Raw genomic sequence first — 22,488 nt, forward strand, 5'->3', positions numbered from 1 at the left:
GGCTAACGCCGTTAGCCCTAACGTCTGGCTAACGACGTTAGCCATCCTGGAGGCGGCAGCCATGACACCCCCCACTCCCGCGACCACCACCCCCACTACTCCCGCCACCCCCGCCCCCGTCACCACCCCGACCCCCGGTACCGCCGTCGCCCGCCGGGTCGCCTGGCTGGCCGGCGCGCTGTTCTGGTCGGCGTTCGCGGTGCTGGAGGCGGTCCACCACGGCTGGGCCGCCGCCACCCTCGCGCTCGTGTTCTTCATCGCGCCCGACCTGACGTTCCTGGTGGCGGTACGGGACGCACCCCGCATGGCGCCCGGGCAACTGCCCCCGCGAGCGGTGCCGTACTACAACGCGGCCCACCGGGCGCTGATCCCCCTGGTCCTGGTCCTGGCCTACACCCTCGTACCCTTCACCTGGGCGCCCGCCTTCGCCGCACTGTGCGGCTGGCTCGCCCACATCTCGTACGATCGCGCCTTCGGATACGGGCTGCGGACCGAGGAGGGCTTCCAGCGTGGCTGAGCGGGTGACGGCGGGGGAGGGCCTGACGCCCAGGGCGCGGGAGATCGCGGGCGTGGCCCGGACCGTCCTGGAGGAGTCCGGCCCCGCCGCCCTCACGATGCGCACCTTGGCCGACCGCCTCGGCATCAAGGCGCCGTCCCTGTACAAGCACTTCCCGGACAAGCGGTCCGTGGAGGCCGAGCTGATCGCGCAGGTGCTGCGGGAGATGGCGGAGGCGATGGAGGCGGCTCAGGCACGGGCGCCGGGCTCGCTGCCGGTGCTGGGCGAGGCGTACCGGGCGTACGCCCTGGCCCACCCCCACCTCTACCGCCTGGCCACCGAACGCCCCCTGCCCCGCGACCTCCTTCCACCGGGCCTGGAGGACCGCACCGCCCGGCCCCTGCTGCGGGCGTGCGGCGACGACCTGGACCTGGCCCGGGCGGTGTGGGCCTTCGCGCACGGCATGGTGATCCTGGAGCTCCAGGACCGCTTCCCGGCCGACGCGGACCTGCCGGCGGCCTGGACGCGGGGCCTGGAGGCACTGCGCCCGTGACGGCGGCGGCCCGGCCATGGGGACGGCGGCGTAAGTGCCGGCGGCGGCCCGGTACCATGGTCCGCACGGCAGACGAGCCGGGCGGACGGCCGCGTGAAGCCCCAGGGCTTCCCGAGGAACGTCCGGGCTCCACAGGGCAGGGTGGTGGCTAACGGCCACCCGGGGTGACCCGCGGGACAGTGCCACAGAAAGCAAACCGCCCGGCGCTCAGGCGCCGGGTAAGGGTGAAACGGTGGTGTAAGAGACCACCAGTGCCCAGGGTGACCTGGGCAGCTAGGTAAACCCCACCTGGAGCAAGGTCAAGAGGAGCGCCGTAACAGGCGCTCTGCGCGGACGACCGAGGGCTGCCCGCCCGAGTCCGCGGGTAGACCGCACGAGGCCGGTGGTAACACCGGCCCTAGATGGATGGCCGTCACCGAGGCCGCCGCGAGGCACCTCGGCACAGAACCCGGCGTACAGCCCGACTCGTCTGCCGCTGTCTGTGGCTTCCCCGGGGCAGAGTGCCCACGCGGAGCGGCGGGGCTGAATCGCAGCTTGGCGGGCACTGGGAAGATCGTCTTGCCGTTAGCGCTGCGCGCATTGCCGTACTGACCCTAGAATCCGCTTCCAGGGGGGATCAGCGGGACTTCTGCGGCCACCAGGACAGGACGGACTTCTGTGGCCGTTTTTGCGTTGACGGCAGAGGGGACCGCCTGGCGACGCCGGTGATCCGTTGGTCCAGAAGCGAACGACACCAGGGACCAGCGTGACGAACTCGGGTGACTTCGGGGGCAGCCAGGAACTCGACCGCCTCAAGGCGATGCTCGACCACTGGCGCACCTCTCTGGTGGACCTGAGCGGCCGCAACCGGCTGCTCAACTTCCGCCACACCAGGTCAGCGACACTGGAGATCGCGGCCCCGTCCGCGCAGGAGCTGCTCGCAGGTCTGGCCCGTGGCTGGGACTTCGCGCCCCTCCCGGACGAGGAAGAGGAGGCCGGCGAGGAGAGGGGACCCGGCGACGTGGTCCTTGCGAAGAAGGATGACCGTTCCGAGGGAATCCTGACCCAGAAGACCACCGCACCTTCCCTCCTGCGCGCGTTGAACAGCTTGCGCGCCAAAGCGACGCAGGTCTTCAACGACTACGGCCTGTGGACCCTCAACCTCGGTGTCGGCATGCTCCGCTGGCGTGAGGACGGAGCCGAGACGGGCAGCGACGCTCCTCTGGTCCTCGTGCCGGTGGTCATCGAGCGCGCGCGCAACGGCCGCGTGCGTCTCAGGGCGAGCGATGACGAGGAACCACGTCTCAACCCGGCACTGAGGGTGAAGCTGGAGCAGTTCCACATCGACTGGACGCCGGTCGGCGAACAGGACCCTTCGGACCTGGAGGCAGTGCTCTCCGTCGCGGCTCGCGCGGTGGCGGGCAAGTCCGGATGGCAGGTCTCCGACCGAGTGGTGCTCGCACTCTTCGCCTCCCACAAGGAGTCGATGTACCAGGACCTGCTGGACAACGAGGACCGCGTCCTCGGCAGTGCCCTCGTCCGTGCGATGGCGCTCGGCCCGAACTCCGGACTCGCCTCCGACCGTTTCGACTTCGAAGAGATCGAGCTCGACCGGATCGACGAGCTGAGCCCGCCCGAGGACACTCCACTGGTGCTCGACGCCGACGCCTCGCAGCGGCAGGCCGTCGCCGCGGCCGTGGCCGGACGGTCGTTCGTCCTGGACGGCCCGCCCGGCACCGGCAAGAGCCAGACGATCACGAACATGATCGCCGGTCTGATGCACGCGGGCCGCAGTGTGCTCTTCGTCAGTGAGAAGGCGGCGGCCCTCGACGTCGTCCTCGACCGGCTGAAGTCGGTCGGACTCGACTCGTACGCCCTGGCCCTCCACAGCCACAACACCAGCCGCAGAGCGGTGGCCCAGGAGCTGGGACGGGCACTCGCGGAGGAGCCGCGCGCACCGCAACTGTCGCAGCAGACCCTCGCCCAGGCCAGGGAACTGCGCCTCGCGCTCAGCGCCTACGCCGAAGCGATGAACGAGGTCCGAAGCCCGCTGGAAAGAACGCTGCACGACGTGCTCGGCCGGGTCGGCCGACTCACTGACGCGCCGGTGGCCTATCTGAGCCAGGGGGACGACACGGCCACGCCGGGCGAGACGACGTTTCGGGCCGAGACGCTCAGCGACGAGGACCTGCGTCTGATCGTCGACGCGACGAAAGCCATCTCCGAAGCGTGGGAGGCGGTCGCCGATCCGTCGTTCCCCTGGCGTGGTCTGCGAGCCGGCCTACCGCATCCCCGTCCTGCCCTGGAACAGGCGCAGGCGGCGCGGGACGCGCTCGCGACAGCGGTCGACCGCTACCGGGATCTCGCGCCCGGAGGAGTGCCCCTAACGGACCAGAGCGGAATCGACCGTCTGATCGCGCTCCTGCACCTGCTCGACGTGCGGAGTCCCGTCCCGGAAGCATGGCTGACCACGGACTCGTTCGCCGACGAGGTGGACGACCGGGCCGACGCCTTCCTGGCGGAACTGCGCAAGGCGCAGCGTGCGAGCACCGCCGTCCGCGCGGCGGTGGGCGAGCGCTGGCAGGAGCTGTCCACCAGGCTGACGGCGGAACCGGGGGAAGCCGAGAAGGCGCTGTCGACGATGGCTCCACCCGGCCTCGACCTCACCGGACTCACGGAGGAGCGAGCCCGGCAGCTCGCCGGTGAGTTCGACGCGACCGCCGGCGTGCTGGAACGGACCCTGCAGAGCCTCGCCGGTATCAGTCACCTCACCGGCCTCACCCATCCCGGTAGCCCCGAGGAAGCACGTCATCTGTGTGACGTGCTCACCGTGTCCGGCACCGAACACCGTCCCCTCGAACAGTGGCTGGTCCCCGAAGGCCCCGCGCGGGTGGAGGAAGCGGCTGTCGGGGCCGTCGCCGACGCGTTGAGCGAATTCTTGGCACGACGTGACCGGGTACTCTCCGCCCAGGCCCTGGCGACGGACCACGCAGGCCCGGGGTGGGCCGAACTGCGTCGGGAAGTGAGCGCGGAGCGACCGGCCGACGAGCAGGCTCTCGCCGCGCTGGAGCCGCCCGGCGCCGACATCGCGTCGTTGACCGGCCGCGAGGCAGCGGAGTCGGCCGAGCGGTTCGGCAGGCTCGCCGACGCCCTCGATGCGGCAGCCGAGCACGCCGACTCGGTGGCCGAGTGCCTCGGGTGCGACCGTCCGAAGGCGACGTCCCAGGCGGAGGACCTGGCCACCCTGGTGGAGCTGGCCACAGCCTCGGACCGCACGCTGGAAGCATGGCTCGATCCCCGGGTGCTTCCCCAGGCCCAGGCAGCCGTCGCGGAGATCTCCGCGGCTGCCGAAGACCTGGCCGCCGCGGAGGACGCGGCGCGCGACACCTTCCTGCCCGAAGTCGTCTCCACACCTGAACTCCCCGAAGCACTCCACCGCCTCATGGAGGGCCGCCAGGGACTCGCTGGCATGCTGTCCAGCGGCGTCCGCGCCGACCGGAAGCTCGTCGCCCGGCTGACGCACGGCGGCTCGTGGCGCGGCGAACTGTACGACAAGCTTGCGCTCGCCGACGCCTGGTGCGCCGCTCACCGCAGGCTGCGATCGCTCGGCGAGACCCGGGCCGAGTTGCTCGGCCGCTATAGGGGCACGGTGTTGCCCGACGTCACAGCGCTGCGCAAGGCACTCACGCACGCCGAAGCGGTCCACGCACTCGCACCGGAGGCCGTCGCCGATCCTTACCGCCGCGGTCTGCTCGCCGCCCAACTGGCTGACGGCCGAGAGCCGCGGCCCGCACTCGTCGGACAGGGAGCGGCGCTGCGCAGCGATCTCGCCACGTGGCGGAGAGACTTGAGCGGCCCGTCGCTGGCACCGCACGCGGCCGACCTGGCCAAGCTCCCGCTGGACGCCGCCGCCCGCTGGCTGCGCGCACACCTCACCCCCTTGCGGCAGGCCGTCGCGCTCCTGGACACCGTGGCCTCGGTGGGCCGTCGGGCCGGCGGCCCCGGTTCCGAGTACACGCTCGCCTCCGCACGCTCGGCGGTCACCATCGCGCACGCGGCGCAGGAGGAGACCGCCGCGTTCGACGCCCGGGCCGTAACCGACCGGGCTCTGCTGGGCCCTTGGTACCGGGGCCTCGACACGCGGGCGGACGACCTGCAGGAGGCCGCGCCCGGTGGTGTGACCGGCTACGAGCCCATGGGGACGCTCCTGCGCCGCGGCCTGGACCTGACGCGACGGCAACCGGGCCCGTACACCACGGATCAGCAGCGCGAGTTGCTGGGGCGGTACGCGCCGGAAGGGCACCCGCGCACCGAGGCCCTGCGGGCCGCCCTGGACGCAGCCCGGTTGATCGTCCGTCTGGCACCCGACACCCTCGCGGAACCGGCGCGCCGGACCAGCCTCGTCGCGGTGGTGGCCGACGGCCGGCCCGAACCGCGTGATCTCCTCGCGCAGACCGACCGGATCCGCAACGACCTGGACCTGTGGCAGGAGTACACCCGGCGGCCCCACCTCGCGGTGGTCGGCACGGCACTCGCCACTCGTCCCCTCGACCGAGCGGCGAGCTGGCTCCGCGCGCACGTGGAGCCCTTCGAGGACGCGGCCGACCTCATCCGCTCGACCGCCCGCGTCATGGACGAGGACACCGGCCTCACCCTGGCACGGGCCAGGGAGGCAGTGGCCTGCGTGGTCTCCGCCCGCGCCGCCGAGTCCTCCTTCGCGGCGAACGACGCCACGTACCGAAGCCTCCTCGGTTCCCTCTACCAGGGCACCGAGACGGACCGCGACGCGATTCTGGATGCCCTTGACTGGGCCCAGAAGGTACGCCGAACCGCACACGGCGGCCACTCCGCACCCCTGCCGCAGGTGGCGGCCCGGCTGATGCTGGCCGCGTCGGCCGATCCGTCCGTCGCGGCCCGAGCCGGCGACTGGAGCCGTCAGCGCGAAGCACTCACCCAGTACTTCGAAGCTGAGCGGGCCGAGGAGCTGCGAGGCGAACTCGCCGTATCCCTCACCGAGGCCCGGTCCGTCCTGTCCCGCCTCGACCACGACCCCTTCGGCCCGGAAGCGTGGACCAGCTGCGCCGACGCACTGACCCTGCTGCGCCGCTACCACCTCGACGGGCTGCCCGACCAGCTCGCACGCCGCGAGGTCTCGGCCGACGACTTCCCCGCCGCCATGGAACGTGCGGTGCTCACCGCGTGGGTCGAGCACCAGCTCGCCACCGACCAGAGGCTGAGACCGATGCGAGCGGTGGAGAGGGACCAGTTGGTGGAGCGCTACCGGCAGGTGGACCGGGACTTGGTGGCGGCGGCCCACGCCGAGGTCATCGCCGCATGCAACTCCCGCCGCCCACGCCGCACATCGGTGGGGCAGGCCGCCGTGCTCCGCCGCGAGTCCGAGAAGCAGCGGCGCCACATGCCGGTACGGCACCTGCTGCAGCAGACCCGTGACGTCGTACGGCTGATCAAGCCCTGCTTCATGATGAGCCCGCTGACGGTCAGCCAGTTCCTCCCGGCGGATTTCGGGTTCGACGTCGTCGTCTTCGACGAGGCGTCCCAGGTGCTGCCCCAGGACGCGGTGAACTCCGTCTACCGGGGCAAGGCCCTCATCGTGGCGGGCGACCAGAAACAGCTTCCGCCGACCTCGTTCTTCAGCGCGGCCGCCGACAGCGACGACGGCGACGAATGGGACGAGGACGCCACCGACGGCTTCGAGTCCGTCCTCGACATGTGCAAGGCCAGCGGAGTCCTGCGCGGCCTGCCCCTGCGCTGGCACTACCGCAGCCGACACGAGAACCTGATCGCCTTCAGCAACCACGACTTCTACGACAACTCCATGGTCACGTTCCCGGGCGCCCTGGAGCAGGGACCGGACATCGGCGTGGAGTTCATCAAGGCGGACGGTGTCTACGACCGCGGCGGAAACAGCGACAACCCCGTCGAGGCCGCGAAGGTGGCCCAACGCGTCATCCACCACTTCGACACCCGCCCCGAGCACACCCTGGGCGTGGTCGCGCTGTCGAAAGCGCAGGCGGAGGCGATCGAGGAGGCCGTGCAGAAGGCCAGGGCGGCCCGCCCGGACCTCGACCACCACTTCACGGAGGGCCGCCTCGACGGTTTCTTCGTCAAGAACCTCGAAACCGTCCAGGGTGACGAGCGCGACGTCATCATCCTCTCCATCGGCTACGGCCCCGACCACCGGGGCAAACTCCTGTCGACCTTCGGCCCCATCAACCGGGAGGGCGGCTGGCGGCGCCTCAACGTGGCCGTGACCCGCGCCCGGCGCCGCATGGAGGTCGTCGCCTCCTTCCACGGAGGCGATCTGCCGGACAGCGCCAACAAGAGCGTGCAGCACCTCAAGCGGTACCTGCAGTACGCCCAGCACGGTCCCGCGATCCTCCGGACGGAGGCCCCCGACCCGGACGCCGTTCCGGAGAGCCCCTTCGAGGAGGAGGTCATCGGCGTCCTGCGCGGCTGGGGCTACGAGGTCCAGCCGCAGGTGGGGGTCGCCGGCTTCCGTATCGACATGGCGGTGCGGCACCCGGGCGCGCCCGGCACGTACGCGCTGGGCATCGAGTGCGACGGCGCCATGTATCACTCCTCCCGCGCGGCACGGGACCGCGACCGGCTGCGGGAAGCGGTCCTGCGCGACCTGGGCTGGAGGCTGCACCGCATCTGGGGCACGGACTGGTACCGGAACCGGCGTGATGCGATGGCGCGGTTGCGGGCCGCGGTGGAGGCGGCGTGCGCGGAGGATCCGCATGCGGTGCGTGTGGCGCGGCCCGCCGGCGTGGACGGCGACGGCGGGCACCTCGGCGAGGGTGACGGGGCGGCAGAGGCCGGGGACGGCGCTGCGAGCACGGGTGGTGGAGAAGCCGGAGAAACGGCCGGTGGTCCGGCGGTCCCGCGCGTGGAGTTCGTGACCGTCGACGCCGGCCCCGCGTCCTGGAGCCGTCCCTACCAGGAGGTCGACGTCGATCTCCTGGCAGAGGTACGTGACCGGTCGAGCAGGCAGCGGGGCAGGCCGGGTGCGGAGTTGCAGGACCCCGACGCCCTCGACGTGGTGGCGGACGTGGCGCTGTGCGTGGTCGAGGTGGAGGGACCCGTAGAGAAGGAAGTGGTCTACACGCGGGTCCGTCTCGCGTGGGGCCTGGGACGAGCCGGCCCGGTGGTGCGCGACCGCATCGACCGAGCCCTGCGACGCCTGCTCAAGCAGCGCAAGATCGTCCAAGTGGGCGCGGCCTACGACAGACCCGGCCACGCGATGGAGTTCGCCCGCACGCCGACCGAGCGGTGCGCCCGCCGGGTGGCGGAGGTTCCCGCGGCGGAGCGGCAGCTCGTCCTCGGGAACGTGGTCGACGAAGGGCCGGGCGTGCACCGCGAGGACCTGCTGCGGGAGGTGGCTCGCTTCTTCGGGTGGGCACGACTCGGACCCGATATCCGGGACGCGCTGACCGGCGACATCGACACGTTGATCGCAGCAGGGGGCCTCACCGAGTCGGAGGGCGGCGTGATGCCCGCTGAGGGCTCCTGATCGGTCAGGACGGGGTCTCCCCGTACGCCCCGAAGGCCGCCGAACCGACGGGCCAAGGCGAGGACCTGGCACGTCGGTGCCGCCGGGTACCCTGAACCACATCGTCAACGCGGCCCGACGGGCTTCCGCTCCACCCCGGTGGAGTCTCGAAGGACATGCCCCCACCCGCACGAGTCTCTTCGTGCTGCCTGGGGGAAGTCCTTGCTGTTCCGCGCGTCCGCGAAAACGGTCGCCGTCATGGCACTCGACGGTTCGCTGTTCCTGCACCTCACCGATCAGTTCGTCCACATGCACGGCTACCGGCCCGGCACCTCTGAGGTGCGTTCCTGGGAGCGCAGCATCCCCGTTCTGGCCGCCGCGCTCAACGACGCCGGCCTGGGCGACGTCGAGGTCATGCTGGAGTACGCGCTCCCGCTGAACAGCAAGCGTGCCGATGTCGTCCTCGCCGGAGTGCACCCGGTCACGCAGGAGCCGTCCTACATGGTGGTGGAGCTGAAGCAGTGGAGCCAGGCGGTTCCGCACGAGGACGACCCCACCCTGTGCCATGTGGACCCCTACGCGCACCCCGTGCTCAACCCGATCGAGCAGGTGCGGCGCTACTGCGACTACCTGGTCAACTTCAACGGTGCGGTGGCGGAACACGGCGAGCGGGTCCACGGGGTGGCCTTCCTGCACAACGCTACCGAGTTCGGGGTGGCTGGGCTGCGGGAGATCGAGCGCGACGGCAGGGGACGGCTCTTCACGGGGGACCGTCGCGGTGCGCTCCTGGACCACCTGCGGTCGAAGCTGAGCGACGGGCACTCCGGTGCCCGCGCGGCCGACGAACTGCTCGCGGGCGCCACCGTACCGTCGAGGCAGCTGATGTCCGTGGCGGCCAAGGAAGTCAGGGAGCGGCAGCAGTTCGTCCTCCTCGACGAGCAGCAGGTCGCCTACCGCATGGTGCTCAACGCGGTGGAGAGGGCGAAGCGCTCCGACCACAAGGAAGTCGTCATCGTCACCGGTGGCCCCGGGACGGGTAAGAGCGTGATCGCGCTCCAGTTGCTCGGTGAGTTGTACCGGAGGGGTGTCGCCGCGGTCCACGCGACCGGTTCGCAGTCGTTCACCAAGACGATGCGCAAGGTGGCCGGCTCCCGGAAGCGGGAGGTCCAGGACCTCTTCAAGTACTTCAACAGTTTCATGACCGCGGAAAAGAACAGTCTGGGTGCTCTGATCTGCGACGAGGCGCACCGCATCCGGGAGACCTCCGCCAACCGCTACACCCGCGCGGCACTGCGCACCGGCCGGGCACAGATCGACGAACTCATCGATGTCGCCCACGTACCGGTCTTCTTCCTCGACGAGCACCAAGTGGTGCGTCCCGGTGAGATGGGCACCGTGGCCGAGATCCGTGAGGCCGTGTCGAGACGGGGCATCGACTGCCATGTCGTCCCCCTGGACAGCCAGTTCCGCTGCGGGGGCAGCGACGCCTACCTGCGCTGGGTGGTCCGGCTGCTCGGCCTCGAGCCCGGCGGGCCGGTCGTGTGGGAGCCCGACGACCGCATGCAGTTGCTGGTCGCCGACAGTCCTGAGGAACTGGAGGCGTTCCTCGACGCCCGCCGCGCCGAGAACTATGGCGCCCGGATGTCCGCGGGCTACTGCTGGCGGTGGTCTCCTGAGCCCAAGCCGGGCGAACCACTGCCTGCCGACGTCGTCATCGGGGGCTGGGCCCGGCCCTGGAACCTGCGGGGAGACCGGTCGGTCTCCGGTGCGCCCCCGTCCGCCCTGTGGGCAACGGACCCGGCGGGCTTCGGGCAGATCGGCTGCGTCTACACGGCCCAGGGGTTCGAGTACGACTGGTCCGGCGTCATCATCGGCCCCGACCTGGTCTGGCGGGGCGACCGCTGGGTCACCGACCGCACCGCGTCCCAGGATCCGGTCTTCAAGAAGTCCACACCGGACTCCGACGTGGACCGTCTCATCCGGAACACGTACAAGGTGCTGCTGACGCGGGGCATGGTCGGCACGATCGTGTACTCGACCGACCCGGAGACCCGGGAGAAGCTGCGGGAACTGGTGACCGGCCGCCCGGAGGCACGGCCCGCCACGATCGAGGAGCCCGTCGCGCGGCGGTGAGTGCGCGATATCCGGCCATGATGGTCGTGCTTCCAGCCGACCGGCGTGTCCGGTGCGTCCGCGGGGGCGATCGCTTTCCTAAGATCCCAGACGCCATTGCGGCCCGACGGGCTTCCCCAGGTGGACATGCCCCCCATCCGCACGAGTCACTCGTGCCCTGGGGGATCCACCTCGTGTCCATGCTCCTGCTGAAACTGCCAGCGCGGGATCTGCTCACCCTGAACTCCAGACGCCGTATGGTGCCCCACCTCGCGGCGAGGTGGAAGCACTTCCTCAGCACCGAAGCGTCGTTGACCGAACGTTCCGCCTGGGCGGAGAGCCTGGTACATCTTGCGGAGGACCTGGTCGCCGCCGACCGCGGGAACGTCGAGATGGTCGTGGAGTGCGCCGCCACCCTCGACGAGACGGACCGCGCCGGAGACCCGCGGCTGATCGACGTCGTCCTCGTTGGCCACCATCCCGAGGAAAGGGGACTGTCCGTCCAACTCGTCGAGCTGAAGCGGTGGTCGACGGTGACCCGGGTGGAGCGAGCCACCGCGGAGCTGGTGCACGTCCCCGGCATGGGGCAGAAGAAGCATCCCGCGCTGCAACTGCGCGAGTATTACGAGGCGTTCACGAGTCACAGAGGGCCCCTGCAGGGACTCGACTTCGAGTGCGGCGGTTTCGCCTATCTGCGCAACGCCACCGATGCCTCGGTGCTCCCGCTGGTCGGCGTGGACGCGCCGACCGGTTCCTACGCCCGTGTCTACACGAGCGACCGCCGTGCCCAACTGCTGTCGGACCTGCGGAGCAGTTTCGCCGCCGACGGCGCCGACTCGGCGGCCGAGATCCTGCTGCGGAGCATGGGCCTGCGCAACACTCCACTGCTCGACGCCATGATCCGCTCCCATGGCGAGGACACGGTCTTCACCCTGCGCGGCCGGCAGAAGAAGGTCGCCGACCAGATCCTGGACACCGCCTCCAAGGTGTTGCCCGACCCCCGGCGACCCGCTCTGATTCCCGATGAGCGGCGCGTGGTGTTCCTGGTCACCGGAGGCGCCGGTACCGGCAAGAGCGCCATCGGACTCCAGGTCAAGGCCGAACTGGAGGCGGAAGGCCGCACCGTCAAGTACGCGAGCGGCAGCCGGGCGTTCAACGGGGCACTGCAGGAGCACGTCGGCTACGGCGACCGGGAGTTCAAGGAGACCTTCACCTACTTCAGCAACTTCGTCACTCCACCCAACCCGCTTCTGGACGTGCTGATCTGCGACGAGGCCCACCGCCTGCGGGACCGCTCCACCAACCGCTTCTGGAAACCCGAGGACTGGGGCACCAAACCCCAGGTGGACGAACTCCTCGACGCCTCCCGGCTGACGGTGTTCTTCCTCGACGAGGCTCAGTCCGTGCGCCCGCAGGAGGTCGGCACCGTCGCACTCGTCGAGGACGCGGCGCGACGCTACGACGCCCACCTCCTCCGCTATCGCCTGAGCGAGCAGTTCCGCTGCGGCGGCAGCGACGCCTACATCCGGTGGGTACGCGGCGCGCTGGGGGTGTCCGACGCGGAGCCCGAGCCGTGGACCCCGGACGGCCTGATGCACGTCGAGGTCGTGGACAGTCCGGAGGAACTGGAGCGGATCATCCGCTCCGAGGCGGAGGCGGGAGCCTCCGCGCGGATGGTCGCCGGATACTGCTGGCCCTGGACGAAACCACTGGGCAAGGAGAAGCGGCTCGAACCCGACGTCCGGATAGGCGAGTGGCACCGGCCGTGGAACGCGGACAGCGAGTCCTTCTGCGAGAACAAGACCGTCCCGCCGTCCAAGATCTGGTCCGTGCACGAGAACGGCCTCGGCCAGATCGGCTGTGTGTACACCGCGCAGGGCCTGGAGTGGGACTGGTGCGGCGTGATCATGGGTGAGGACATGGTGCGCCGGGGCGACCTTTGGGTGTTCCGCCGGGGCAAGGAGAGGGCGGACAAGGAGGCGGGCGTCAAGCGGGTGGCTGTTCCCGGCTCCTTCGACCCCAAGGTGAAACCGAAGAGCGTGGACGATGACGAGTTCGCCCGCCTCGTCCGGCACGCGTACCACGTGCTGATGACCAGGGCGAGCCGGGCGACCGTGCTCTACTCCACGGACGAGGAGACCCGGGACTACCTGAAGGGGCTCGTCGGCGACGTCCAGCTCCACGGTCTGCGACCCACCTGGGAGAACCTGCCGGAGCAGGCGCGACAGCCGCATCTGCCGCGTCCCGGCCGAGGCCGGCGCCGCCGCAGGAAGCGTCAGCGGAAGAACACGCCGCCGGGGGAGATGCGTCTCTTCTGAAGGTGTGCCGAAGGGGGAGTGGCGGGCTCCCGGGCCCGCCGACCGCCGGTCAGAAGACCAGGCGCGCTGCCACGGCAAGAAGCGTCACCAGAAGATTGGTGATCACGCCCACCGTGACGTCGGCCAGAATCTGACGAATCCGGTCACGACGTGCGATCTTGTAGTCAACGAGGTTCATCGGTTTCCACTCCTGAGCGTGAGCTGGGAATGGCAGGGATCGCCCTACCGGGCATCCGCAGTCACACCGCGTGGCACACGCGGTGGAGACCATCCGTCGCTCATCGCCGAGGACCGGCACCTGGAACACCGCCGACGTACCTCCGGGAAGGTGCGCAGCGGGTGACACGCTAGTGCACGGGCCGGTTGGCACAGATCGTTTTCGGACGCCGTAGTGCCTCCGCCCACACGCCGGACGCGTGCGCACCGGACGGGCCGGCGTCGATCGCCGTCACATCGCAGTCCTTCACTGTCTCTCCTCATGACGCGCCCAGCCACCAGGATCTGGGCCAGGGGCCTGGCCATGACGGGGAGCGGTCGCCCCCGCGGGACACGAGGAGCGGGGAAGAGGCATGCGGGAAGGCCGGTGGGTCACGGTCACCGAGTCCGACCACGAACGCCGCGGCCTGGAGGCGGTCCGGGCCAAGCTCCCGGATTCCGATCCCTGGCGTGCCTGGTCGAACTTCACCTTCACCGCGAACACCGGCCACGTCCGCGAGGTCGACCTGCTGGTCGTCGCCCCCGGCGGCGTCTGCATCGGAACTGCTGGAGCAGCTTCAGCAGGACAAGCTCGACGACGAGCACAGCGAACTGGACGGCTGCCGCGGTGCCATCGACAAAGCCAGGTCCATTCTGCTCGACCAGGGCAAACTCGGTCTTTCGCTGGGCCTCGACTCGGCGGTGCATGCCATCGACACGGCGCTGAGCAGAGCCGAACGCCGCCTTGCCCGGTGGCAGAGCGCGCTCGACGGCCTGCCCGAGGGTGAGGCCGTCGAACTCGGCACGCTGACCAAGTCGTTCCCCGGCATCGACGAGCAGGGCGGCACGTTCCGCACTCACCTCGAACTCGCCTCGCTGGCCGTCGCGCTGAAGCGGCGGGTGGTCGTCCTCCAGGCCGTCGAGCACACCCAGAGCGACCCCGCCAACCCGTTCGAGAGCTTCACCGGTGCCCTCAAGCGCGATCAGCGGCAGCTCGAAGAGATCGAGTCGGGCATCGCCGGGGTCCTGGTGCGCCTGTCGGCCCTGGAGCTGGCCCGCCCGAACGGTCTGCGGCCCGTCTTCACCCCTGGTGAAGTCGATCGCCTCATGAGCGCGGCACACCGGATTCACCGGCTGGGCGACGGCGTCACGCTCAACGGCCGCACGACCGACGTGGCGATCGACATCGCCCGCGACAAGGACGGCTCGGTGGTCGTGTTCCCCGCACTGGCCGCCGCGGCGTGAGCGCGCTCGCACCGCCGACGGCCCGGCCGTGACGCCGGGGAACTGCTCCGGCGCGTGCACGCAGTACCCGGACGGACAGTCCGTGCGGGTGGAGCAGGGGCGGCCCCTCCGGGTTCATCGGCTTGCCGTGCCGGATCCGGTCGCAGGCCACCGGCAGTACGGCTCAGGGCTGTGGCGAGGCCGAGAAGGCCAAGACCGCCGACGGTCGTTGACCGTCCGCGGCCTCGCCACCGCCGTTGAGCTGTCGTCTGCAACCGCCAGCCAAAGGGTGAGCCCACGGCCGCCGCCAGTCCCTGCGCCCCATGCCTTTCGTCCAGTCCGGGCAGCCGGACTCAACGGCAGGCCCGGTCGGTGTCGCGGGCAGGAGCCCGGGCCGTGCAGGCAGGCCCCAGGCAGCGACTCCCTGATCTTCGGCGACCTCAGAAGATGCGGTAGGGGCCCCAGCCGGTGCCGGCCTGGTAGCGGGTGCCGAGGGTCTCCATGCCGGGCTTTCCGGTGCCGGGGTAGACCCACAGGGTGCCGTCCGACGCCTGACGGGACAGCACATCGGTGAGGCCGTCACCGTTGAAGTCGCCGGTGCGGACGGCGTTCTGGGTCTGCCAGTACCTGCCTACCTGGTAGCGGGTGCCGAGGGTCTCCATGCCGGGCTTTCCGGTGCCGGGGTAGACCCACAGCGTGCCGTCGGACGCCTGACGGGACAGCACGTCAGGCCGCCCGTCGTTGTTGAGGTCGCCGGTGGTGATGATGTTCTGGGACTGCCAGTACCTGCCTACCTGGTAGCGGGTGCCGAGGGCCTCCATGCCGGGCTTTCCGGTGCCGGGGTAGACCCACAGCGTGCCGTCGGACGCCTGACGGGTCAGCACATCGGTGAGCCCGTCGTTGTTGAAGTCCGCGGCGCGGGTGACGTCCTGGGTCTGCCAGTACCTGCCGACCTGGTAGCGGGTGGCGAAGGCTTCCATGCCGGGCTTTCCGGTGCCGGGGTAGACCCACAGCGTGCCGTCGGACGCCTGACGGGACAGGAGGTCGCCGATGCCGTCGTTGTTGAGGTCTCCGACGGTGACGGCGTCCTGGCTCTGCCAGCTGGTGCCGGCCTGGAAGCGGGTGCCGAAGGTGCTGCCGGTCGCGTTTCCGGTGCCGGGGTAGATCCACAGAACGCCGTCGTCCTTGACGGCCGCGAGGTCGGCCTTGCCGTCACCGGTGAGGTCGTCCGGGTCGCGGGAGAGGGCGTGATCGACCCAGTCGCCGATGTCGTCAACCCGGGTGTCGACGGCACCGGTACGGGTTTCGGCAGGATCAGTGCCGAGACATCCGCCCTGCCAGGAACGGGAGTTGACGGCGACGAGTTCCGTTGCGCCGTCGACGGTGCGCAGGGCGGGACCGCCGGCGTCGCCCTTGCAGACGGTCGCGGTGTCGGACCCGTCGAGGTTCACCGACGTGTCCGCGGTGGAGGCGACGGTGAACGTCCCGGAGTGGAGCTTGTCGGGTACCCATTCGGTCCTGGTACGGCCGAAGCCCGCCTTCACCAGCTCCTCACCCGCGGCGGCGGGCGTGGTTGCCAGCCGGACCGGCGTGATGCCGGGATCGGTGATCCTGGCGGCGAGTTTGACGAGCACCAGGTCCCGGTCGGCGTGGGGGACGAGCCGGATCGCCGGCAGGACGCTGCCGCTGGTCTGGGTCAGGTCGGTACGGCCGACGGTGACGGTGGTGGTCACGGCAGGCCGGCCCGCGGGTGGTTTGCCGTCCGCGGCGAAGCAGGTGGCCGCGGTCAGGACCCACTGCGGGTCGATGAGGGTGCCGGTGCAGGCGCTCTGTTCACCGACGGTGATCTTCGCAACGTAGTTCAGCTGCGCCGGGGCGTCGGGTCCGTCGAGCGCGGCGGCGGGGGCGGTGGCGGAGCTCAGTATGACGGGGGCCGCGATCAGGGCAGCGGCCGACGCGGCGAGCCGGGGGCGTCTGGAGAGGTGCATGAATGTGGCTTCCTATTCATGAGATCCGCGCGTCCTGTGGGCACAGGACCGTGCAGCGGTGAGCGGGTCGGCGTCTGCCTGCGGCTACTTGGAGGACCTGATCCCGACGAGCAGGTGATCGCGGCCCTCCGCGTCCGCGGTTTCACCTACCGGCGTTCAGGAGTTCCGATCCGGGCCGGGGCGTCGGCCGCGGTCCGCGCCCGGCGCGCCCAGTGCACGCAGCGCGAGCCGCTTGTGCTGCGGCCTCACGGACTTTCTGCTGTATTCCTTCACTGCATCCCCCTGTTCATCGCTGACAGCCAGAAAATCCATCACCGGGCCCGAATCAGGGTGCACAGGAATGCGATATCGACATCGCTCCGCCGGGCATGCCTCAACCCCCGCGGAAAGCAGTCCCATACCTCTCGAAGCGAGAGGCCCCCGTCTCGGCAATCGTCATCCGCTTCGCCATACCACCATGAAACGAGTCCCAGGTCGAACACAGAAAGTCAGGCATACGGCGACATTCCCCATGAGGGGTTGGTGATCTCTGTCACACCTTGCAAAGGTTGCACGGAAGGCTGTGGAGGAGATGTAAATCCCACCTGAGGGGATGTCAGGGTCGCCACCTGCAAAGCGCCTTCGAGCCATGGTCAAGACTTGTGGCACCCGATGGCGAGGGGTGGCCGAGGTCAGGACCGCGCGGTCCGGGCCGTTCCAGGAGCTCGACGACAGGCCGGCCCCGCTTGGTCGGCGTCTGTTGCCGGAACTCGGCGTCGGCCTTTCCGGGCGAAGCCGTGTGGGTCACGCCTCGGTCGGCGTCGCCAGAAGCACCGCGCGGACGGTCTTGCCGCTGGGCGGGTAGGGGACGCAGTCCCAGTGGTCCGCGAGCGCGGCGACCAGCGCCAGGCCACGACCGCCGGTCCGGAGGGTGCCGGGTTCGTCGGCGCCCGTCCTGATCTGCGGGTAGAGGTCGCCGCGGGCGTCGGCGACCTCCATGCGAAGGCGACCGGCCGACGGGGTGAAGGCCAGGGTGAGCCGGAAGCAGCGGCCCGGACAGCGGCCGTGGAGGACGGCGTTGGCGGCCAGTTCCGCGACGACGGCCTCGGCACGCTCGGTGAGGCCGTGCGACGCGCCCCAGGACCGCAGCTCGGCGATGCCCAGCAGGCGGGCGAGGCGGGCGCCGCGCCGGGTGGACGACAGCAGTTGCGTGAAGGTGCGCGTGGGAGCCATGAGTTGGGGAGCGGGTTGGTTCATGGCACCAGCGTGGCGGCCGGAGACGGGTGGGAACGAGTCCGGCACCCCGTGCGCGGAGTGAGCGTACGGGCACAATCGGTGGACAGTGCGCCGAGTATTCCGTCACGCTGGGTGGTGAGCGCGGGAGCCGTGAGGAGGCGTCGCGGTCCGGTACGGAGAGGGCGGCGGATGGACATCATCGACGGGGACGCGGCCGAGGGCGAGCGCGGAGCCGGTGCTGCCGGCGTACGGTCGGCTCCGGCGGGGGACTGGGAGCGGGAGCCGCACCCCTCCGACAGCCTGCGCACGTTCGGGGCGGTCGTCCAGGCACTGCGCGAGCACGCCGGGCTCAGCCGCGCGGAGCTGGGCGCCCGCGTGCGGTACTCGAAGCACACCGTCGAGTCGATCGAGCTGGGCCGCCGGATGCCGGACCAGGCGTTCGTGGAGCAGGCGGAGGAGGCGCTCGGCAACACCGGTGCGCTACGGAAGGCCGCGCGCCATCTGACCAGGGGTGAGGCGGGACTGGCGGCGTGGTTCCGGCGGTGGGCGCGGCTGGAGCGGGAGGCGGTGAGCCTGTGTTCGTACGAGTGCCGGCTGGTGCCGGGGCTGTTGCAGTCGGAGGGGTATGCGCGGGCGGTGTTCGACAACAGCATTCCGCTGCTGACGGACGAGCAGACGGAGGCGCAACTCGTCGCGCGTATGCAGCGGCAGGCGATGATGCGGGAGCGGGTGACGGTGCCGTTCAGCTTTATCGTGGAGGAGTCTGTTTTCCGACGCAGGCTCGGCGGTGATCAGGTGCATGCAGGCATGCTGGACCATGTGCTTGATCTCACCGCGCCGCGCAACGTGACGTTTCAAGTGGTGCCACTGGAGTCGGAGTTTCACGGCTGCCTGGACGGTCCTGTACGGATCTTGGAGACCCCGGAGGGGCAGCGGCTCGGCTACTCCGAGGGTCAGCAGAACGGTCGGCTGATCTCCGGCCCGAAAGAGATGAGCCTCCTCTGCCAGCGCTATGACAAACTGCGCTCACAGGCCCTGAACCCCAAGGAGTCCAGGTGTCTGTTGGAGCGACTCCGAGGAGAGCTATGAGCAGCGGAACTAAGGGACTCGCCTGGTTCAAGTCCAGCTACAGCGGTACACAGGGCGACGACTGCGTGGAGGTCGCGATCGCCGAACACGTCGTCCACGTGCGGGACTCCAAGGACCTGACGCGTCCTGACCTCATGGTCGGGCCTGAGGAGTGGTCGCGGTTCGTGGGGTTCGTGACGCACGCCTGAAGCGGCGCGCGTGATGGCCCTCCCGACAGCGGTTCGGTCAGGCTTCACCGTAGTTCTGAGTGACGGCGCAGTGCCATGCGCCAGTGCATGAACAGGGCCTCGGGTGAGGGAGCGATCCGGTCCAGGTTGAAGAGGACCTGCTGGTAGAGCGGATGCGGCCGGTCGCCTCCGTGCGCGGTGACCAGCGCGGCCAGCAGGGGCCTGTCGTCCGGTGTCTCGCGGTCTACCTCGACCAGTACGGCGATCTTGTCGTCCGGGTTGAGAGCCGCGAGCGGAGCCCCGATCCGCAGAGCCAGATCGCCCCATGTCGTGGTGCGTCCCTCGCGCGCGGCCTGCCGCAGTGCCACGCGGACGGCGACGGCATGGCCGCGTATCTGCGACAGCGTGAGGCGCTCGGCCATTCGTTCCAGGTGCCGCTGCCAGCGGGCAATGTCGCGGCGTTCCTCCGCCGCAAGATCGTCTCCGACCTCTTCGGCGAGTTCCTCGGCATTCCGGAGAGCACGGCGCAACTGGTCCGGATGGAAGTCGTCTCCGTCGCGGTTCATTACGTCAATGAGCGCTGCCAGGCGCTCCCAGGTCTTGAGCAACTCGCTGGCGCGCTGGTCCACCAGCCAGTCAGTGTGGATGCGCAGGGCCTCGTGGGTGTCCGTCGACAGCGCTGCCCGTTCCGCCAGGCTCAGGACCTGTTCGCAGGTATCGAGGTCCCTGGCCTGTCGTGCCTCGTCAGCCAGGTCAAGCAGAGCGTCGAGGGCGGCGCGGCGTTCGGCAGCGGAATCGGTTCGTTTCACGCTGACACGGCCCAGTGGCCCGCGGCGGTCTTCCTGACGGGGAAGGAAAGACGGGTTCGCCGGGCTACTGCTGTAGGCCTCGTGGACGCGGCCACGCTCGCGGTTCCAGATGTCGAGCAACTCGGCGTCGGAGAAGCTCTTCGTCCAGCCGAGTCCGTGCAGTATCTCTCTGAAGAACGGGGCTGGACCGCCGTCTCGCCCCGTGATGAGGGCTGACAGAACGGGCTTACCCGGTGTCCGGGGCTGTTCGACCCGGAGGAGGAGCTCCCGCCACCGGTCCACGGAGAGTGTGTGGCCGTGGAGGGACGCTCCCTTGCCCAGGGTCGCCGTCGTGACGACGTTCTTGCTCCGCGCGGTGTTCTCCAACGTCTTGCGGAAGGAGGCGACAACAGCGGCGTCAGGGGGAAGTGGCCGTTCCTCGGGCGAGGGACTGTACGTGTCGGGGGAGAGCTCGGCGCTGTCCGTGGGCCGGTCGGCAGCGTCGGTCCGGATGCGCTGTAGTGCACCGGCCTCGATCAGCCATGTGCCCACACCATCGAGGGAGAGAGTGGCGCCCACGGGCAGGTACGCCTGGTGAACGTCGGGCGAATCCGCTTGGGCGGGGAGCGACAGGCGGGCGTTGACGCGTACGGAGACATCGAACCATCGGTGGGTGTCGGTGGCGTGAGACAGCACGGCGTCGGTGATGAGGACGGAGGCCGGGGCGAGACGCAGGCCGGGCGGGCCAGGAGCGGGTTCCGCGGGGGCCGCATGGCGTGGAACGATGCCGCTCGGTGTGCGCAGGAGACTCGGGGTGACGATACCTTCGGGGGTCAGCGTGCACTCCGAGAGCGAGGACCACTCCACGGGTCTGTCCGGGAACTGGGTGCCGATCTCCACCGTTCGCATCGTCCCGAGAGACCGGCACTGCACACGAAGGGCGTACCCCTGCCGTTCGACTTGCCAGTTGGCCAGGAGGCTGTCCGGTCCGAAGAACCAGTCGAGTTGCGAGTGCCGGACTCGAAGCTTCGCGTCGGCCTCCTCCCACTCCCGCTTCGACCGCCGGGCAAGCTGGACGCGTATGAACCGGCGTCCAGCCTCGTACGACACGTCTACGACATCACGGACCTGGTGCCCCCTGGGCTTGTAGACGGGCTGCACCGCCCGCTGCCCCTGCTGCTTCAGCCAGTCGGCGACGGCCCGCCCGATGTAGAGGTGATCGGCGCTGTCCTCACCGATCTCCGTGCGGCGGCAGTGCACGGGGGGCCGGTGCGCGAAGTGGCACTTCTTGTCCGTGTACCGCTTCGGGGACAGTTTCTTGCCGCAGCCGCCGAGCAGGATGCCGCAGTAGAAGTCGTCGCGCGTGCGACCCCGCATGAACCGGTCGAAGTCGTCATGGTCGTACGGCAGGAACACCGGCCAGTCCGACTCGGCCCGGCCGATGACTGCGGTCTGGACCTTGCGCGTGTCTTCTTCCTCTGCGTACGGCACGGGGGCTCCTGATGGGGTGGGGCAACAGGTCAAGCGCTGCGCCAGCGGTTACGGCCGTCGGATCCGGGGCCGCAGACCATGGGGGTTCCGGCTTCGGTGACGCCGGTCGCTCCGCGCGGGGAGCAGAACGAGCCGGGGTGGACAGTGCCGACGTCGCTCCCACCGTCGGTGGAACCTCCGCTGGAACTGTCGGAGGAGACCGAGGAGTCACCGTCGGCCGAACCGCTGCCTCCGGTGCTGCTGTCGTCGTTGTCGTAGTCCGGGGCGTTGGCCGGAATCTTGTAGGTCGTGTCCTTTGCCGACGGGCAGCGCTGGACGAGGTCTGCTTCGGTCCACTGGCCCATGTCGAGGCGGACCGTGGTGGCGGAGTCGACCTCGGTTCCTTCGTCCGGGGACTGGAAGCATACCCGCCACTCGTCGCCGTCCTCTGCGGCTTCCTCGGCGGTCGGAGTGCCGATGTCGAGGTAGACGTCGTCGAGCGCGACGCGGTCGAGGTCGATGCCGGCCTGCTTCAGATCCCTGACGGCTGTGTCGTAAGTGGCGCCGACGACGTCGGGCATCTTCGGCCACGGGAGCGGGCCGCCGTCCTTCTCGGGGCAGGGCTCGTTGCTCTTGACAGCCGCGAAGTCAATCGTCTTCGCGGCTGTGTCGGCCTTCTGGAAGCACACCGTCCATCCGGAGCGCATGATGATCGTGCGGTCTTCGTCGGCCGCCGCGTCGTGGTGGCCTGTGCTGTAGCCGGCGGAGCGCGCCTGCTTCTCGGCCTCGTCCAGCGGCTGTCCGACGTAGTCGGCGGCCTTGGCGGGTTCGGCCACGGCCGGGGATGCAGAGACGGCTTCGGCGCTTGCCCTGCCCGCGTCCGCTGTCTTGACGTCGGCCTTGCCTGTCCCGTCGTCGTCGAGTTGACCCCCCAGGCCCGCGCCGATCGTCAGGAGAACCAAGGCGCCGAACGTCGCGCCGAGCCTGACGAACCAGCGCCACGGTGGCAGCACCCACACGGCCACCACGGCGGCGATCATCACGAGGAAGCCCAGGGCGAAGCTGAACGCGCCGAGCAGGGCGACCAGCGCGAGGACGCCGAGTACAGCCGTGGTGGTCTTCCACCAAGGGCGGGGCGGGGCTGGGGTGTTGTACGGGTTCATGTGGCGCTTAGCTCCTCAAGTGACAGCCTAGGCACGGTGGGCTCTCACAGGACCTCGAACTTGCCGGGACCCGGCTGACAGGCGGAGCGCCCGGGGCCGTGGCCCGGGGGCGGGGTGAGAGTGGAGCGGTGGGTGCCGGATTCGCCCTCGCGCACCTGGTCGGCGAGGGACCCGGGGAACGGCCAGTCGCCGGGTCCAGATCCCGCCAGGCTCTGAGC

General features: G+C 70.1%; 12 protein-coding genes, 1 other RNA gene and 2 pseudogenes. 10 read left to right on the forward strand and 5 right to left on the reverse strand.

All coding sequences use genetic code 11. The annotated features are described in order from the left end of the window. Positions 1–61: 61 nt before the first annotated feature. The 6 genes from AC3ET3_RS04735 to AC3ET3_RS04760 all read left to right on the forward strand — a co-directional run bounded on the left by AC3ET3_RS04735 (position 62) and on the right by AC3ET3_RS04760 (position 12,971). Positions 62–517, forward strand: coding sequence for a DUF4260 family protein (locus AC3ET3_RS04735; RefSeq protein ID WP_432137724.1), 456 nt, complete (start codon positions 62–64; stop codon positions 515–517). 22 nt (positions 518–539) lie between these two features. Next, positions 540–1,049 carry a TetR/AcrR family transcriptional regulator gene (locus AC3ET3_RS04740; protein WP_432137740.1) on the forward strand — a complete coding sequence of 170 codons (510 nt, stop codon included), beginning with the start codon at positions 540–542 and terminating at the stop codon, positions 1,047–1,049. A gap of 73 nt (positions 1,050–1,122) precedes the next feature. Further along, an RNA gene (gene rnpB / locus AC3ET3_RS04745) (RNase P RNA component class A) lies at positions 1,123–1,521 on the forward strand. Between the two features lie 273 nt (positions 1,522–1,794). Next, positions 1,795–8,562 carry a DUF3320 domain-containing protein gene (locus tag AC3ET3_RS04750; RefSeq protein ID WP_435611676.1) on the forward strand — a complete coding sequence of 2,256 codons (6,768 nt, stop codon included), beginning with the start codon at positions 1,795–1,797 and terminating at the stop codon, positions 8,560–8,562. A gap of 201 nt (positions 8,563–8,763) precedes the next feature. Next, positions 8,764–10,674 carry a DNA/RNA helicase domain-containing protein gene (locus AC3ET3_RS04755; protein ID WP_432137726.1) on the forward strand — a complete coding sequence of 637 codons (1,911 nt, stop codon included), beginning with the start codon at positions 8,764–8,766 and terminating at the stop codon, positions 10,672–10,674. 290 nt (positions 10,675–10,964) lie between these two features. After that, positions 10,965–12,971: a DUF2075 domain-containing protein gene (locus AC3ET3_RS04760; RefSeq protein WP_432155798.1), complete on the forward strand. Its 2,007-nt coding sequence runs from the start codon at positions 10,965–10,967 to the stop codon at positions 12,969–12,971. Positions 12,972–13,020: 49 nt separating this feature from the next. Here AC3ET3_RS04760 and AC3ET3_RS04765 read toward each other — a convergent pair whose 3' ends face one another. Further along, the gene (locus tag AC3ET3_RS04765; protein ID WP_432137727.1) at positions 13,021–13,149 is read right to left on the reverse strand and encodes a DUF6408 family protein; all 129 of its coding nucleotides are present in this window, start codon (positions 13,147–13,149) and stop codon (positions 13,021–13,023) included. Positions 13,150–13,540: 391 nt separating this feature from the next. On the opposite strand from AC3ET3_RS04765, the pseudogene AC3ET3_RS04770 reads away from it, so the two are divergent. Both AC3ET3_RS04770 and AC3ET3_RS04775 read left to right on the forward strand, forming a co-directional pair. Continuing rightward, positions 13,541–13,726 (forward strand): annotated as a pseudogene (locus tag AC3ET3_RS04770) (NERD domain-containing protein); the annotation flags it as partial. Beyond that, positions 13,725–14,411: pseudogene (locus tag AC3ET3_RS04775) on the forward strand (hypothetical protein); the annotation flags it as partial. The pseudogenes AC3ET3_RS04770 and AC3ET3_RS04775, both read left to right, overlap by 2 nt. Positions 14,412–14,830: 419 nt before the next feature. On the opposite strand, the gene AC3ET3_RS04780 reads toward AC3ET3_RS04775, so the two are convergent. After that, the gene (locus AC3ET3_RS04780) at positions 14,831–16,378 is read right to left on the reverse strand and encodes an FG-GAP-like repeat-containing protein (protein WP_432137728.1); all 1,548 of its coding nucleotides are present in this window, start codon (positions 16,376–16,378) and stop codon (positions 14,831–14,833) included. Positions 16,379–17,161: 783 nt separating this feature from the next. After that, positions 17,162–17,614 (reverse strand): ATP-binding protein, encoded by a 453-nt coding sequence (locus AC3ET3_RS04785; protein WP_432137729.1) that lies wholly within the window; start codon positions 17,612–17,614, stop codon positions 17,162–17,164. Between the two features lie 168 nt (positions 17,615–17,782). Here AC3ET3_RS04785 and AC3ET3_RS04790 point away from each other — a divergent pair, with 168 nt between their 5' ends. Next, positions 17,783–18,682, forward strand: a complete 900-nt coding sequence (locus AC3ET3_RS04790; protein WP_432137730.1) for a helix-turn-helix domain-containing protein — start codon at positions 17,783–17,785, stop codon at positions 18,680–18,682. After that, positions 18,679–18,870, forward strand: coding sequence for a DUF397 domain-containing protein (locus AC3ET3_RS04795; protein ID WP_432137731.1), 192 nt, complete (start codon positions 18,679–18,681; stop codon positions 18,868–18,870). The genes AC3ET3_RS04790 and AC3ET3_RS04795 overlap by 4 nt, the downstream gene beginning before the upstream one ends. A gap of 44 nt (positions 18,871–18,914) precedes the next feature. On the opposite strand, the gene AC3ET3_RS04800 is transcribed toward AC3ET3_RS04795, so the two are convergent. Then, the gene (locus AC3ET3_RS04800; protein ID WP_432155797.1) at positions 18,915–21,128 is read right to left on the reverse strand and encodes a competence protein CoiA family protein; all 2,214 of its coding nucleotides are present in this window, start codon (positions 21,126–21,128) and stop codon (positions 18,915–18,917) included. Positions 21,129–21,157: 29 nt separating this feature from the next. Beyond that, the gene (locus AC3ET3_RS04805) at positions 21,158–22,270 is read right to left on the reverse strand and encodes a PASTA domain-containing protein (protein WP_432137733.1); all 1,113 of its coding nucleotides are present in this window, start codon (positions 22,268–22,270) and stop codon (positions 21,158–21,160) included. Positions 22,271–22,488: the final 218 nt, after the last annotated feature.

It is taken from the genome of Streptomyces sp. bgisy159, assembly GCF_057707805.1.